Origin of the sequence: Kitasatospora sp. NBC_01539, from assembly GCF_045040525.1 — a bacterium.
Classification (GTDB): domain Bacteria; phylum Actinomycetota; class Actinomycetes; order Streptomycetales; family Streptomycetaceae; genus Kitasatospora.
In genome coordinates this window covers 7,100,952-7,116,208 of the sequence record NZ_CP109390.1, presented here as the reverse complement: position 1 = coordinate 7,116,208, position 15,257 = coordinate 7,100,952, and the positions used below count along the sequence as shown (strand labels likewise).

Here is a 15,257-nt window from a genome sequence, read left to right as displayed (position 1 = left end):
GCCGTCCCGGCACCGTGGCCCACCTGGCGGCGGCCTCCGCCGGGGTCGTACGCGCCTGCCCCGCACGGGCCGCGCCCCTTCACGCAGTGAGGCTAATCACTGGCTCACGGTATCGGTCCGCACCGCCGGGTAGGTGTACGTTCCTGCGACCAGTGGGTGAAGCACTCCCGCCGCTTTCGCAGATGCCCGGTCAGCAGCGCCTCCGACGAGAGAGACACCAGACATGTCTGCACAGGTCCCGACCCACCACCCACCACAGCGCATCGGTGTCGTCGCCGAGTCGACCGCCGGGGAGACCCGCGTCGCGGCGACGCCCGCGACGGTGCGGCAGCTGCTCGGCCTCGGTTACGAGGTCGTCGTCGAGTCGGAGGCCGGCACGGCCTCCGGATTCACCGACGGGGCCTACACCGAGGCCGGTGCGAGCATCGGCGACGCCTGGGCGGCCGAGGTGGTCCTCAAGGTCAACGCACCGTCGGACGACGAGATCGCCCGGCTGCGCGCGGGCGCCACCGTCGTCGGCCTGCTCGCGCCGGCGCAGCGGCCCGAGCTGGTGCGGGCGCTGTCCTCGCGCGGTGTCACGGCGCTCGCCCTGGACGCCGTCCCGCGGATCTCGCGCGCCCAGTCGATGGACGTGCTCAGCTCGATGGCGAACATCGCGGGGTACCGGGCGGTGATCGAGGCGGCCCACGTGTTCGGGCGTTTCTTCACCGGCCAGGTCACCGCCGCGGGCAAGGTGCCGCCGGCGAAGGTCCTCGTGGCGGGCGTCGGCGTGGCCGGGCTCGCCGCCATCGGCGCGGCGTCCAGCCTGGGCGCGATCGTCCGCGCCACCGATCCGCGGCCCGAGGTCGCGGACCAGGTCCGCTCGCTGGGCGGCGAGTACCTGGGCGTGAACGTCGCGCAGGAGGCGAGCACCGACGGCTACGCCAAGGCGACCTCCGCCGACTACGACCGTGCCGCGGCCGCGCTCTACCACGAGCAGGCCGAGGACGTGGACATCATCGTGACGACCGCGCTGATCCCCGGCCGGCCCGCCCCGCGGCTGGTCACGGCGGAGGACGTGGCGGCGATGAAGCCGGGCAGTGTCATCGTCGACATGGCCGCCGCCCAGGGCGGCAACGTCGAGGGCACCGTGCCCGGCCGGGCGGTGGTCACCGACAACGGCGTCACCATCATCGGCTACACCGACCTGGCCGGCCGGCTGGCCACCCAGGCGTCGCAGCTGTTCGGCACCAACCTGGTGAACCTGCTGAAGCTGCTGACGCCCGGCAAGGACGGCCGGCTGACCATCGACTTCGACGACGTGGTGCAGCGGGCCGTGACGGTGGTCCGGGACGGCGAGGTCACCTGGCCGCCGCCGCCCGTCGCCGTGTCGGCCGCCCCCGGGGCGGCGCCCGCGGCCCCGGCCGTACCGGTGGGGCCCGAGCCGTCCCGGACCACTCCTGCGGTGCGGTTCGGCCTGATCGGTCTGGGGATGCTGGCGGTCTTCCTGCTGATCGCCTTCGCTCCGGCCCAACTCGCCGAGAACTTCACGGTGTTCGCGCTCGCGGTGGTCATCGGCTACTACGTCATCGGCAAGGTGCACCACGCCTTGCACACCCCGCTGATGTCGGTGACCAACGCGATCTCCGGAATCGTCGTGATCGGCGCCCTGCTGCAGATCGGCCACGAGAGCTGGGTCGTGACCGCGCTGTCGTTCGTGGCGGTGCTGCTGACGAGCGTGAACATCTTCGGAGGCTTCGCCGTCACCCGCCGCATGCTGAGCATGTTCTCGACCGCCCCCGAAAGGCGCTGAGCCCGATGACTTCCACGACGGCCTCACACGCCGCGGACCTGGTCGCCGCCCTGCTCTTCATCCTCAGTCTCGCCGGACTGTCCCAGCACCGGACCTCGCGCGCCGGCGTCGTCTACGGCATCGCCGGCATGGCCCTCGCCCTGGTCGCCACCGTCGTCCTGGCGTCGCGGAGCATCACCGCCGGCGCGGTCGCCCTGATCGTCCTCGCGATGGTCCTCGGCGGGGCGGCGGGGCTGTGGCGGGCGCGGCGGGTCGAGATGACGCAGATGCCCGAACTCATCGCCGTCCTGCACAGTTTCGTCGGCCTCGCCGCCGTCCTGGTCGGCTGGAACAGCTACCTGGAGGTCGAGGCCCACGGCTCGGCCCAGACGGTGGTCGCCGGCGGCCTGCTGGGCATCCACCACGCCGAGGTGGTCATCGGCATCTTCATCGGCGGGGTCACCTTCACCGGCTCCGTCGTGGCCTTCCTCAAGCTGTCCGGCCGGATCGCCTCGCGTCCGCTGACGCTGCCCGGCAAGAACGCCCTCAACCTGGGCGCGCTGGCCGCGTTCGCGGGGCTGACGGTCTGGTTCACGGTGAGCCCGAGCCCGGGCCTGATGATCGCGGTGACCGTCCTGGCGCTGGTCCTCGGCTGGCACCTGGTCGCCTCGATCGGCGGCGGCGACATGCCCGTCGTCGTCTCCATGCTGAACAGCTACTCCGGCTGGGCCGCGGCCGCCGCCGGGTTCCTGCTCGACAACAACCTGCTCATCGTCACCGGGGCGCTGGTCGGCTCCTCCGGCGCCTACCTCTCGTACGTCATGTGCCGGGCCATGAACCGCTCCTTCGTCTCCGTCATCGCCGGCGGCTTCGGCATCGAAGCGCCGACGGGCGGCGACGAGGAACAGGGCGAGCACCAGGAGATCCGCGCCGAGGAGACCGCGGCGCTGCTCGGCCGGGCCCGCTCCGTGGTCATCACCCCCGGCTACGGGATGGCGGTGGCCCAGGCCCAGCACCCGGTGGCGGAGCTGACGCGGCGGCTGCGCGAGCGCGGCGTCGACGTCCGCTTCGGCGTGCACCCGGTCGCCGGGCGCCTGCCGGGACACATGAACGTGCTGCTGGCCGAGGCGAAGGTGCCGTACGACATCGTCCTGGAGATGGACGAGATCAACGAGGACTTCGCCGAGACCTCCGTCGTCCTCGTCATCGGCGCCAACGACACCGTCAACCCGGCCGCCCTCGACGACCCCTCCAGCCCCATCGCCGGAATGCCGGTGCTGCGGGTCTGGGAGGCGGAGCACGTGATCGTCTTCAAGCGCTCGATGGCGTCCGGCTACGCGGGGGTGCAGAACCCGCTGTTCTTCCGCGAGAACAGCAGCATGCTCTTCGGGGACGCCAAGCAGAGCGTGGACGCGATCCTCCAGGCCCTCACCGGCCCGGCCCAGGACGCCCCCGCCCCCGCCGTCCGCCAGCCGACCGCCGCCGGCTAGACCGCACGGCCCCTGAACGGACCGCCCGGGCACACCGGCCCGGGCGGTCCGCCCGGCTTCGGCCCGGCCCGGCGTCCGACCCGTGCGGCGGCCGGTGCGTCAGCTCGTCAGCTCGTCAGCTCGTCAGCTCGTCATCCGTAGATTCCAGATCGTGACCTCGGTATCCAGCTCGCCGTAGCTGCCCTGGTCGTAGTGGGTATCGGTGATCTTGAGTACGGCGATCGGCGAGTTCTCGTTGACGACGCAGACGGTGTCGCCCCCGACCACGTCGACCTGGTCGTGCGGCTGGGTCAGCAGGAGGTCGCGGCAGCCCTGCGCGGTGGGCTCCCCGGGCCCGGTCCACCGTGCGACCGTGCCCTTGACCATCATCCCGCTGCTGCCACTGCGGCCCGCGGCCGGCCGGAAGAACGTGAACGAGGTACTTCGCGCCGGCGGCACCTTCGTCAGATCGATACCCTCCAGGCCCAGCACCCACTTGCCCGTCCAGCGCACCGGCGAGGCCACCGTGGGAGTCGGGGCCGGGGCCACGGCGGTACTCGTCCCGGCGGGACCCGCACCGGGCGGCGGCGCCACGGTGACCGCCGCCGAGGTGACGGGAGCGGCGGACGGCTGTGCCGTACCGCCCGTGAACGCGGCGATCGCGCTGGCAACTCCCGCGCACGCGCTGACCGCTGCGGCCACCACTCCCCAGAGCTTCATGTTCGATCTCCCGCCGGCCCCCGCCGGGACGGGTGCGTGCGGCGGCCAGGGCTGGTGACCGGGCTGGTAGCCGGGTTGGTGACCGGACGGGTAGCCGGGCTGGTGGTCGGGTTGGTGACCGGACGAGTGGTCGGGCTGGTGGTCGGGCAACGGCGGATGAGTCATGGATTCCCCCGAGTCTGCCGACGCACCGCGGCACACTCCGCGACCGCCGGACCATTGGACCAACGGCACGATAGCAATGACCGGACCACCCCCGCGGCCCCCACCCGCCCCCTGCTGACGGCACGTCATCCTCCTGACGCGCGGGAGCTCGGAGCACGTGGGGTGGCTGCGGGCGGGCACCGGCGACGGTCCGCCGGCCGCTGGCCGCCCGCCGCCCACCGCCGATCGCGCCGCGGCGCTTGAGTCCGCACCCGCGCTGAAAGTCCACGGAGGAGAGGAGCCCCGGCCGACGTACGGCCGGGGCTCCTCGAAGGGTGAGCACGGTCAGCAGGTGGAGCTACCCGTGCCGTGGACCGTCCGTCGACGCGCAGGCGGGCCGCACCCGATGGCGGTCACGGTGGGTCGGGCGGGTCAGTGCTGCAGGGTGAGGACGCCCGGGCGCCACGGCAACTGGTCGTAGGGGCCGCTCGCGGTGGGGGACTTGCCCTGGTAGAGGAACTGCAGGTTGCAGGGGTCGATGGTCATGGTCTGGTCGGGGTTGTTGCGGACCAGGTCGCCGTGGCTGATGTCGTTGGTCCAGGTGGCACCGCTGTTGGCCCTGCCCGCGAACGGGTTGCTCTCGGTGGCCGCCTGCGGGGTCCACGAGCCGCTCAGGCTAGTGGCCGTGAAGGACCGGAAGTAGCGTCCGTTCGCGCCCTGGGCCTCGACGATCATGAGGTACTGGTTCTGGCCCTGGACCTTGTAGACCTGCGGCGCCTCGAACAGGTTGGCCGTGGTGTCGCTCATGACCGTCGTGTACGACGAGCCGAAGCTGCCGGGGAAGTTCCCGATCGGCATGCTCGCCCGGTAGATCTTGCCGTTGTCACCGGCGAAGAACAGGTACATGTTCTGGCCGTCGGCGATCAGGGTCTGGTCGATCGGGCCGGTACCGGAGCCCTGGATGCTGCCGGTGAACAGCGGCTGCGGCGAGGACCAGCCGTTGGGGTTGGTGGGGTCGCTCGACGTGCGGTAGATGAAGGGCCACGCGCCCCACTGGTAGGCCAGCACCCAGATGTTCCTGGGCGCGAAGTAGAACAGCGTGGGCGCCACCGCGGCCTGGCTCATCCCGCTCTGGCCGGCCGAGGCCATGTCCGACCAGTTCGTGAAGGGGCTGAACGCCATGGAGCCGTACGAGGATCCCGACACGTTCGACGCGTAGACCAGGTGCTTGCCGTTGTAGACCACGTCGGTGAAGTCCTTCACCGCGGCCCACCCGTTCGCCGGCTGCGCCAACGCGCCCGTCGACGTCCAGCGGTAGGCCGACGGAAGGGCACAGGTGCCGCCCGTCGGCGGGGGCGTGGTCGGGGTCCCGGACAGGCCGGTCCACTGCTGGTTGCTGCGGCCGTTGCACGTCCAGATCTCCACGGCCGTGCCGTTGGCCGTGGCACCGCCCGTGACGTCCAGGCACAGTCCGGACTCCACGCCGACGATCGTGCCGTCGGAGTTCACCCGCCACTGCTGGTTCGCGGCGCCGCTGCAGGCCCAGATCTGCACCCGGGTGCCGGCCGTGGTGGCGTGGCCCGGAACATCCAGGCACTTGTTGCCGTACACGGTCAGCTGGTTGCCGGACGTCGACGTCCACAGCTGGTTGGCGCCGCCCGAGCAGTCGTAGATCTGCAGCAGCGCGCCGTCGCTCTGGCCGGCGTTCGACACGTCGAGACACCGGCCGGAAGCGACACCGCGCAGGGCGCCGCTGGTGGCCGCCTGGGCCGGGCCGGCGACGAGCATCGCCGCCAGCGCCACCACGGCCGCAACCGCGGCGGTGAGCACCACCGACAACTGCCTGCGGGGGGAACTCTGTTCGAGCATGGGTACCTCCTCTGTGAACGGATGGAGCTGTCACACGGCTTTGTTATCGCTCACATAGGCGCGCCGCCGTGAGCGCGCGCATGCATGGCCGCCGACCGGCCCGGACAGGAGTCCTCGCCCCCGACCTGCGGGGGCCCACAGTGCCGCCCGGGCTCTGACCGGCACGCCTGCCCGGCTCCGCCGACTTCGTCAGACCGGGCTGCGACCCCGGGTGGGCCGCACCCCCGGGGCGGGATCCGGCGGGCGGGAGGGATCGACCGGGCCTCCCACCCAGACTGTTAACGCTAACAATTCATGGCGCACGAACGCCCTCGACTCCGAGCCTCCACCGACGTCAGTTCACGACGGCTACGCCTGGCAGGATCAGGACGACTGCGAGAGTCGACGCGAGAACGTGAGCCCGGCTGACGATCCGCCAGAGACGTTCAATCCTGGCGCCCTTGAGGCGACGAGAATGCACCGGGAGGATCCGTCCTGTCGATGGTCCGGGTGGGGGTTGGGGTGGATGGGTGGGGTGGATGGGTGGGGCGGGTGCCGCCCTGCGCCACCGATGACCGCGACGGGACGGGGCGGTCATCGGTGGCGACGAGCAGCGGTGAGGAACGATGGGTCATCACTGTCGTTTCGCCCGAAGCTTGTTGGCGCACAGGAGTCGGCTCCGGAGTCGTTCGGACGTGTCGACGGCGACAGTGTCGACCGACGCTCGACAGGCCGTCAATACTTTCGGACGAAACAGCGAAACGGTCGACTCCCCCCAAGCCCACCCGTTCCAGCAAGTGCGCTGGCCGGATGCTCGGCCGCCGTCGCGAGCCGGGGAAACCCGACCACCAGTCAGCCGACTCTCCGCGATCACCGCTACGACAGGGCACAGAAGACGACAGAGGCCATCGAAAGTTTCGAAAGCTCAAGGCGTACGGGGCCTTCGGCGTCCGCCTCCGCGTCTCGAAGTCGACGCGCACCAGGCCGAGCCGCCGGCCGGAGCCCTCGACCGTCGATCAGGGTGTCGTCCCGGCGGGCCGTGAACGCGGAGCGTTCATTCCCCACCCGCACGCGTCACGGAGACCCGGACGGGCACTCCGGAACGCTCTCCGTCTCTCGGAACGCTCCCACCCGATTCTCCCCTGGCCGGCTCTGGTCGCACGTGGTCGGACGAGCCGTCAACGGTGCTCGCCGCTGCCGACGGCAGCTCAGGTCCAGGCTGGAGCGGGCGCCCCGTTCGGGCCCGCTCCGCACGACCACCCGGCTGCACCGGAGAACGGGACGTCGGCGTCGACGGCCCGGCGGCAGAGACGTCCGCGGCCTCCCGATCCCCCTCCTGGTCCCTCAGCCGTACCAGCTCGGTCAGGGCGGCGCTGTATCCGGCGTCAGCGACCTGCCGGTAGAGGAGTTCCGCGCCCTTCGGGTCCCCGTACAGCTCCCTCAGCCGCGCCAGCTCCGCCAGGGCGGCGCCGTACCCGGCGTCGACCGCTCTCCGGGCGAAGGCTTCAGCACCCTCCGGGTCGCCGTCCTGCCGGCTCAGCCGCGCCAGCTCCGCCAGGGCGGCGCCGTACCCGGTCTCGGCGGCCCGCCGGTAGAGCACCTCCGTGCCCTCCGGGTCGCCGTCCTGCTCCCTCAGCCGCGCCAGCTCCGCCAAGGTCGTGTCGTATGCGGCGTCAGCGGCCTGCCGGGCGAGCACGTCCCCGCCCCTCAGGTCCCCGTACAGCTCCCTCAGCCGCGCCAGCTCCGCCAGAGCGGCGCCGTACCCGGCGTCAGCGGCCAGCCGGTAGAGGAGTTCCGCGCCCTTCCAGTTCGTCGTCTGCACCCGCAGCCGCGCCAGGGCGGACAGGACGACGCTCCGGCCAGGGCCGGCGGCCTCACGAGCGAGCGCTTCGGGGGCAGCCGGGCTCCTGTGCGGCTCGCCCGACCGCGCCGACCCGGTCAGGCCCTCGTCGGGGCCGACGGCACGCGACCGGAGGAGGGAGGCCCACTCCAGCCGGTACCTGCTCTCAGCGGCGTCCGCGAGGCAGCTGAGGTCGTCATGGTCGGTGAGGTGCCTGTACGCGGCGTACCAGAAGGAGGCAGGCGGGCAGAGCCTCCAGCGGGTCGCGCGGCCGTGCTGTTCGAGGTAGTCGGCGAGGCGGAACACCGGACCCGCCGCGGCCCCTCCCGGTGGCCCTGGCTCCGCGCCGGGCGTCGGCCGGTCCGGCGGCAGGCCGGAAGGGCGCGCGGCGTTGCGGCGCAGCGGTGCCAGCTTGCCGTGGACGCGGCGGGCAAGGTCGGTGAAGGCGGATTCGGCCCAGTCCTCGGCGAGTTCCTCCCAGTCCTCGTCGGCGAGGTAGTCGGCGGCGGCGACGACGAGGAAGTCCTGCCGGAGGTGGAGACCGACGCCGAGGCGGCGAGCGTCCATCGCGGCCTCCAGCAGAGCTCGGACCGGGGGGCTCCCGTGCTCGTAGCGGCGAAGGAGCTCCGGAGCCCCTGCCAGATCCTGGGCGAGGCGCCCGTGCCCGGCAGCCCGGGTCAGGGCGTCGGCCAGGAGCCGGTCACCCGCCCTTGCGAGGGACTCGGCGGCCGCCAGCGAGTCGGAGGCGAAGATCTCGGGGACGGTGAGGGTGCGGAAGGCCAGCAGTTCGCGCACCCGGCTGTGCGGGTCCGGGCTGCCGGGTGCGGGCAGCGCCGTGTACCGGTCGGCGAACTCCGGCCACAACGTGCCCAGAACGAGCACCGGAGCGCGGCCGGACTCGCTGAGGAGAGTGTGGAGGGCGGCCGCGATCCGCTCGCCGACCCGGGAGTCGCCGAGGTAGTGCTGGGCCTCGTTGAGCCACACCACCGTGCGCGGCCCGACGTGCCGGATACCGGCGAGCGCGGCTTCGGCCCGCGTCGGGTCGACGGGATGCCACAACCGCCATCCCCGGTCAGCGAGGGGCTGCACGGCTTCCCAGCACGCCCGGGTCTTGCCCGTCGAGGACGATCCGACCAGGACCAGCATCCGGCTGAGGCCGTCCTGTGCCGCCCTCACCGCGTCCGCCAGGATGCCGTCGTGGGTGCGCCGCACGTAGCCGGGCAGTGCCCGCGGCCGGCGAGCCCCGGCCGGCCTGGTGACGGTTCCGGCGGGATGGACCTCCAGGGCGTGCGGGTCCCAACCACGGATGGGCAAGCCCGGGCCCGGCTCCGACACAGGCACGGGCACGGGCGCTGGCGCTGGCGCTGGCGCTGGCGCCGGCGCTGGCACGGACGCTGGCCCGGGACCGGGATGCGCCGCTGCCGTCCGCCGCAGCTCCAGAAGTTCCCGGCGCTCCACCTCCGGCAGGCCGAGCGCGCCCGCCAGCGCGGCCACCGTCTCCGCCGACGGCGCGCCCGCTTCGCCGCGCAGCGCCTCGTGGACGGTGGTACGGCCCAGACCCGCCCGGGCGGCAAGCTGGGTCTTGCTCAACCGGGCATCGGCCAGGCGGTCGGTCAGCCTCTCACGAAGGACGGCCAGTGCCCGTTCCCGGTCCCCGTCCTGCCGTACCCCACCCACGCGGCCACCGGCCCGTTGGTGTCCGACGATGTTCGTCATCGTTCGGTCCGAACCACGGCGGACACCCTCTGCACGACCCTCGGTCACGTCAACAGTCCGCCCCTGCAGAGGAGACCGTCGTGAACCGCACCTCCGCCATCCTGCTCACCGCCGCAATCGTCGTCGTGCTCGCGCTCCTGGCGGCCGCCGTCGCGGGCAAGCTCGCCCGCCTGGACGGCGCCTCCCACCCCGCCGCACTGATGCGCGGCGCCAGCGCCTTCGCCGCCGTCCTCACCCTTGCCGTAGGCGCCATCGGCACTCTTGCCCCGTTCCTCACCTGAGCGTTCCGCCGCGGACCGGCCTTCCGCCCGGAATCCACACCGAGCCCGACGAGGACATCGCACCCGACCCGGCGCCCAACCACCGTACATTTCCAACCTCATGAATGACCATCAGATCAGGATGCCGGGCGCACGACGCGCTCGGAGCGGGGCGCCGGGTCGCACGATCGACGTGCACCGGCCCGCCGGGGCGCACCGCTGCGCCCGCACCGGGGAGCGGGCGCCGCGGTCGGACAGGGACGGGAAGCGCCGGGTGGCATGCCGCACGAGCGCCGGGCCCGGCGCAACGGAGCCCGCCGACGATTTCACGGTTGCCAGGACCGGCCGTGTTGGGCAGTATCCACGTCATGACTACGCGAGGCCCTCCTGTCGTTGACCGGCTCGTGGTGGGTGCGCAACGGCGATGTCGCCGGCGTGAATCCCACCCTCTTCGACCATGCACGGGCCCTCCGTCGTCGCCACGGTCCCGGCCCGTGGCCGCGGTTCGGCGATCCGCTTCCCGATGTACGCCCGGGCGGCACTCGTCCGGTCTTCGTCGGCGGCGGTGAAGACGCCCTGGTACGACACGTACCGGACGGCGACGGTGTCGCGCCTCCCACCGGCATCGAACTCGCCGACCACCTCGAACACCTGCTGCTGTCCTCGGAACCCAGCCCCGGCGGCGACGAACTCAGGTGCTTCCACGACCTCCTGGCCATCTGCTCACCGGTCGAGGTCGCCGACGGGCTCAGCACCGAGGTCCGCCGCCGCGGCCTGCCGTCCGACGGCCTGCGCCGACTGGGCCGGCAGTTGGCGGAGCACGGTACCCACCGGACCCCGGTGAAGATCGGCCTGGTGCTCCTGGGCCTGGGCGGAGACAGCCGCGACCGGGAACTGCTGCTCCTGCTCGGCACCCTGGACGAGCTCACCCTCTACGCCGCCGTCGCACTCCACCGCTCCCAGCCCGACGGAGACCCGGCAGTCCACGCCCTGGCCCGACAGGTCGCGGGCTGGGGACGCATCCAGGCGGTCCGAACACTGCGCGACACCACCGACCCCGGCATCAGAGCGTGGCTGCTGCGCGAGGGCTTCCGGAACACCGTCATGAACGAGTACCTCGCCCACCTCGCCGCGACCACAGGCGGCCTGCACAGCGCGCTGAGCCGCCCCCACGTCGACAGCGCGCTCCTGAACGGCGGCGGGGGAATCCTCGCCGCGATGGCCGACAGCCAGGGAGGCCCCGCACCCGGCCTGGCCGACTACTCGCACGCCGTACCCGTGCTGCACCGCTACGCCGACCTGATCCAGGTCCGGACGGCCACCGTCACCCGGCTGTGCGACCTGATCAGCATCGCCATGTTCTTCCGCCACCCGCCCCGGGAACTGCCCTGGACGCCCACCGCCATCGAGAGCCTGACGGCACGCTACGAGCGCCTGCTCCACGAACCCCGTTGGCGTGCCGTCGTCCTGGACCACCTCGCCGACCCCCGGCGCCCCGACTTCCACCTCGCCCTGCGACCTGCCGAGGTCCTGCACCTGAGCCCCACGGCCCAACTCCTGGCACGTCTGGAGACCGGCCCGTCCCTGCTCGACCCGACCTGGGCCCATGCACTGCGCAACCACGACCACCGGCGCGCCGCACACATCCTCGACCTCGCCGAACAACGCCTCGCCACCACTCCCCTCCCCGAACGCGACCACGCCCTCCTGCGCGACCACGCCCTCCTGCTGTTCGCACATCTCCTGCGACGCCACCCCGGACACGGCTGGCCCCTGCTGCGGTCCGCACTCACCGCTAGCACGCCCGAAGTACGCCGCACCGCGCTGACCACCCTCGCCGGCTGGCCCGCCGACACCCTCACGCAGGAGGCCGCCCACCACCTGCGCACCACCCGGGCACCTCGGCCGAACAATCCCCGGGAGACACACCCGTGACCGCAACTCCCCACCGCTTCGAGCCGTATGCCCCCGGAAGAACGCGGCCGCCACGACGCGCTGGCAGTGGTCATGGACGGCACCGATGTTCACGAGGTGCAGGAAAAGGCCGCCCCCGCATCTCTGCGGAAACGGCCCACGCCCTGAATGAACGCTGATTCGAACAGCAGCATGTGTACCCGCGGCCCCCCACGCCTGCGTGGTCCCGTCATCCCCCGGCCGAAAGGGCGGGCCGGGAGTTCGCGATCACGAGCCGCAGAATCAGGGCTCCTGCTTCTCTGATCTGCACATGTACCTCCTCGCGATCGCCCTGCCGGCTAGTGCTCCGGCGCCTTCCAGGCTACTCCGCAAAGCGCGCGTCCGGGCCCGCCGGACGCACGAGTACCGTCCGGGTGTCGCGGGGTGGGAGCCGGTGCGATGCTGAGACGGAGAAGACGCCGGTGAGGCCCTCGCGTATCTGCGTGGAGCAGGGCAGGGAAGCCGACCGGAGGGCTGCTGCGGGGAACCGAGGTACCCATGCCGGAATTCGCGCAGGAGAACCGCAGGGCTGCGGTGAACCGGTCGGAGGGCTTCGGTGAACGGCTGCTGGGCCAGTTGCTCGACCGGGCCCACGAGATGCCGCCGCAGCTCATCGCTCCGCTGGTGGCGGAGGAGATACGCGCGATCGGCGGCCGGGACGTCTCGATCCTCCTGCAGGACTACGGCCAGCTCATGCTGGTACCGCTCCCGGGGAGAGGACTCACCACCGGAGATCCGATGCCCATCGACGGCTCGCGGGCCGGCGACGTCTTCCTCCGCGCGACCGCGGCCGAGTACCCCCGGGCCGACGGGACACGGATGTTCCTGCCACTGCTGGACGGCAGCGACGAGGTCGGGGTGCTCGTGGTCACCCTCGACGACGTCGACGACGACGACCGCCGGCTGCTGCGGCGCCTCGCAGGGCTCGTGGCCGACATGCTGGTCACCAAGAACGGCTACACGGACCAGTTCTTCCAGGCGCGGCGCCGCGAGCCGATGAGTGTGGCCGCGGAGATCCAGTGGTCACTGCTGCCGCCCCTGTCGATGAACACCCCGCAGGTCGCGGTCGCCGGAATCCTGGAGCCCGCCTACAACGTCGCCGGCGACAGCCTGGACTACGCCCTCAACGACGAAGTCCTGCACCTGGCCGTCATCGACGCGATGGGCCACGGACTGAACGCCGCCGTGCTGGCGACCGTCGCCGTCGGCGCCTACCGGCATGCCAGGCGGGCCGGTGTCGGGCTCGCCGAGCTCTACGCGTTCATGGATGCCGCGATCGACGAGCAGTTCGGCCCGGACCAGTTCGTCACCGCACAGATGATGCGCCTGGACATCGCAACGGGCGAGCTGCAATGGGTCAACGCCGGCCACCCGGCACCGCTCCTGATCCGCGGCCACCGGGTCGTCCAGGCCCTGGACAGCCCCGGAACCCTGCCGGTCGGCTTCGGCGGTGACACGCCCCAGATCAGTGCGCGCCGGCTCCGGCGCGGTGACCGGCTGCTGTTCTACACCGACGGCCTCGTCGAGGAACACGACTCCGGCGGGGAACAGTTCGGCGAGGAACGCCTGATCGCCACCATCGAGCGCGTCGGACCCGCCGGTGGAGGAGTGCAGCAGATGGTACGAAGCCTCTCGCACACACTGATGCGGGAGCGGGGCGGAACCACAACCGATGACGCGAGCCTCTTCCTGGTCGAGTGGCGCGGCGGCAGCGCCGACCACCTCGCCAGCCCCGAGCTGTGAACGGCCCGTCGTTCGGTGACGGCGCGCGGGCTCACCTCCCGGTGCCGTAGCCGGAGGGCTCTGGGCCGGAGGGCCCTGGGCCGCACGGCCTCACCCGGGCCGCCCGGGACTCCAGGTGGCGCCGCTCGGCGATGCTGCCCGTGGACTTCGCGGCCCGCCGGTAGTGCTCGTACGCCCCGGCCCTGTCGCCGGCCCTCTCCAGCAGGTGCGCCCGCACGGACAGCAGCCGGTGGTGCCCGGCCATCCGCTCGTCACCGTCCAGGGTGGACAGCAGGGCCAGCCCGGCCGCCGGGCCCTCCGTCTCGGCGAGCGCGATCGCCCGGTTGAGGGTGACCACCGGGTTGGGCGCGATCCGTTCCAGGATCAGGTACAGGGCGTGCACCTGCGGCCAGTCGGTCTCCCCGGCCGTGACCGCGTCGGCGTGCGTGGCGGCGATGGCGGCCTGCAGCTGGTAGGGCCCCAGCGCCGGGCCGGCCAGCGCCGCCTTGACCAGCTCCGTGCCCTCGTCGATCAGCCGGCGGTCCCACTTCCCGCGATCCTGCTCGTCCAGCGGCACCAGATCGCCGGCCGCCGTCGTACGGGCCTCCCGGCGGGCGTTGGTCAGCAGCATCAGCGCGAGCAGCCCCGTCGCCTCGGTGTCCTCGGGCAGCCGCGCGTGCACCGCCCTGGCCAGCCGGATCGCCTCCTGCGCGAGGTCGGCCCGGTGCAACTCGCTGCCGGAGGAGGCCGTGTAGCCCTCGTTGAAGATCAGGTACAGCACGTGCAGGACGACCCGCAGCCGCTCCTCGCGATCCGCGCCGTCCGGCAGGCCGAACGAGCTGCCGGCCGCCCTGACGCGCTGCTTGGCGCGGCTGATCCTGGCCGCCATCGTGGCCTCCGGCACCAGGAACGCACGGGCGATCTCGGCCGTGGTCAGGCCGCCGACCGCCCGCAGCGTCAGGGCGGTCTGCGACGCCGCGGTCAGCGTCGGATGACAGCACAGGAACAGCAGGACGAGCGTGTCGTCGGTGTCCGGCACGTCCCCGGGCACCACCTCGGCGGCCGCCGCCCACTCCCGCTCGCGGCGCGCGCGGTCGCTGCGCATCCTGTCGATGAGCCGCCGGGTCGCGACGGTCACCAGCCAGCTGCGCGGGTTGTTCGGCACGCCCTCGGCCGGCCACTGCACGGCGGCGGCGAGGACGGCCTCCTGGACGGCGTCCTCGCACTCCTCGAACTGGCCGTACCGGCGTACCAGCGTGCCGAGGACCTGCGGCGCGAGCCCGCGCAGCAGGTCCTCGAAGCCCGGTGCCGTCATGCCTCCAGGTGTCCGTCGGCGAACATCACCTGGCGCACCTCGATACCGAGACCCTCGATCGCGGCGTCCGGGATCCGTGCCGCCAGCTCGACCGCCCGCTCCCGGTTCTCGCAGTCGATCAGGTAGAAACCGCCCAGGTACTCCTTGGACTCCAGGAACGGGCCGTCGGTCACCACCGGCCGGCCGTTGCGCACGAACACCACGGCGGCCTGTGACGGATCGACCAGCGCCTGCGTGGTGATCAGCTCGCCGGACGTCTTCAGCGCCTCGATGAACGTGCCGTGGCCGTCGCCGATCGCCGCCCTCTCCTCGTCGGTCAGCGCGTCCAGCACGGCCGGGTTGATGTACAGGCTGATCAGGAACTTCATCTCGTGCTCCTCGTCGTTCGCGAGCCCCGGCCGGGGCCCTTCGACCGGTTGGTCGGAGCCGCCGTCGCCGTCTTGACATCCCCCGCCGGTAATCTCGCACGATTCTTTCGCGGCGGGACGGCGCCCGAGGC

General features: G+C 72.3%; 10 protein-coding genes and 1 pseudogene. 5 read left to right on the top strand and 6 right to left on the bottom strand.

Annotated features, from left to right (window positions below):
- Positions 1-223: 223 nt before the first annotated feature.
- Together OG335_RS30895 and pntB are read left to right on the top strand one after the other, a co-directional pair.
- Positions 224-1,792 carry a Re/Si-specific NAD(P)(+) transhydrogenase subunit alpha gene (locus OG335_RS30895; protein ID WP_405014422.1) on the top strand — a complete coding sequence of 523 codons (1,569 nt, stop codon included), beginning with the start codon at positions 224-226 and terminating at the stop codon, positions 1,790-1,792.
- Positions 1,793-1,797: 5 nt separating this feature from the next.
- Positions 1,798-3,261, top strand: a complete 1,464-nt coding sequence (gene pntB, locus OG335_RS30890) for a Re/Si-specific NAD(P)(+) transhydrogenase subunit beta (protein ID WP_405014421.1) — start codon at positions 1,798-1,800, stop codon at positions 3,259-3,261.
- Positions 3,262-3,384: 123 nt separating this feature from the next.
- Here pntB and OG335_RS30885 read toward each other — a convergent pair whose 3' ends face one another.
- The 4 genes and pseudogenes from OG335_RS30885 to OG335_RS30870 all read right to left on the bottom strand — a co-directional run.
- Complete coding sequence (locus OG335_RS30885; protein WP_405014420.1) at positions 3,385-3,960, bottom strand: hypothetical protein; 576 nt, start codon at positions 3,958-3,960, stop codon at positions 3,385-3,387.
- A gap of 576 nt (positions 3,961-4,536) precedes the next feature.
- On the bottom strand, positions 4,537-5,973 hold the full coding sequence (locus tag OG335_RS30880; RefSeq protein WP_405014419.1) for a non-reducing end alpha-L-arabinofuranosidase family hydrolase: 1,437 nt from the start codon (positions 5,971-5,973) through the stop codon (positions 4,537-4,539).
- Positions 5,974-7,006: 1,033 nt separating this feature from the next.
- Positions 7,007-9,106, bottom strand: coding sequence for a hypothetical protein (locus OG335_RS30875; RefSeq protein WP_405015640.1), 2,100 nt, complete (start codon positions 9,104-9,106; stop codon positions 7,007-7,009).
- 186 nt (positions 9,107-9,292) lie between these two features.
- Positions 9,293-9,508: pseudogene (locus OG335_RS30870) on the bottom strand (hypothetical protein); the annotation flags it as partial.
- An 80-nt stretch (positions 9,509-9,588) separates the two neighbouring features.
- Here OG335_RS30870 and OG335_RS30865 point away from each other — a divergent pair.
- The 3 genes from OG335_RS30865 (at position 9,589) to OG335_RS30855 (ending at position 13,464) form a co-directional block, all read left to right on the top strand.
- Positions 9,589-9,789 (top strand): hypothetical protein, encoded by a 201-nt coding sequence (locus tag OG335_RS30865; RefSeq protein WP_405014418.1) that lies wholly within the window; start codon positions 9,589-9,591, stop codon positions 9,787-9,789.
- Between the two features lie 414 nt (positions 9,790-10,203).
- Complete coding sequence (locus OG335_RS30860) at positions 10,204-11,703, top strand: hypothetical protein (protein WP_405014417.1); 1,500 nt, start codon at positions 10,204-10,206, stop codon at positions 11,701-11,703.
- A gap of 516 nt (positions 11,704-12,219) precedes the next feature.
- Positions 12,220-13,464 (top strand): PP2C family protein-serine/threonine phosphatase, encoded by a 1,245-nt coding sequence (locus OG335_RS30855; protein WP_405014416.1) that lies wholly within the window; start codon positions 12,220-12,222, stop codon positions 13,462-13,464.
- A gap of 31 nt (positions 13,465-13,495) precedes the next feature.
- Here OG335_RS30855 and OG335_RS30850 read toward each other — a convergent pair whose 3' ends face one another.
- A complete protein-coding gene (locus OG335_RS30850) occupies positions 13,496-14,758 on the bottom strand; it encodes an RNA polymerase sigma factor (protein ID WP_405014415.1) in 1,263 nt (420 codons plus the stop codon).
- Positions 14,755-15,126, bottom strand: coding sequence for a YciI family protein (locus tag OG335_RS30845; RefSeq protein ID WP_405014414.1), 372 nt, complete (start codon positions 15,124-15,126; stop codon positions 14,755-14,757). Before OG335_RS30845 ends, OG335_RS30850 begins: the two co-directional genes overlap by 4 nt.
- Positions 15,127-15,257 lie beyond the last annotated feature (131 nt).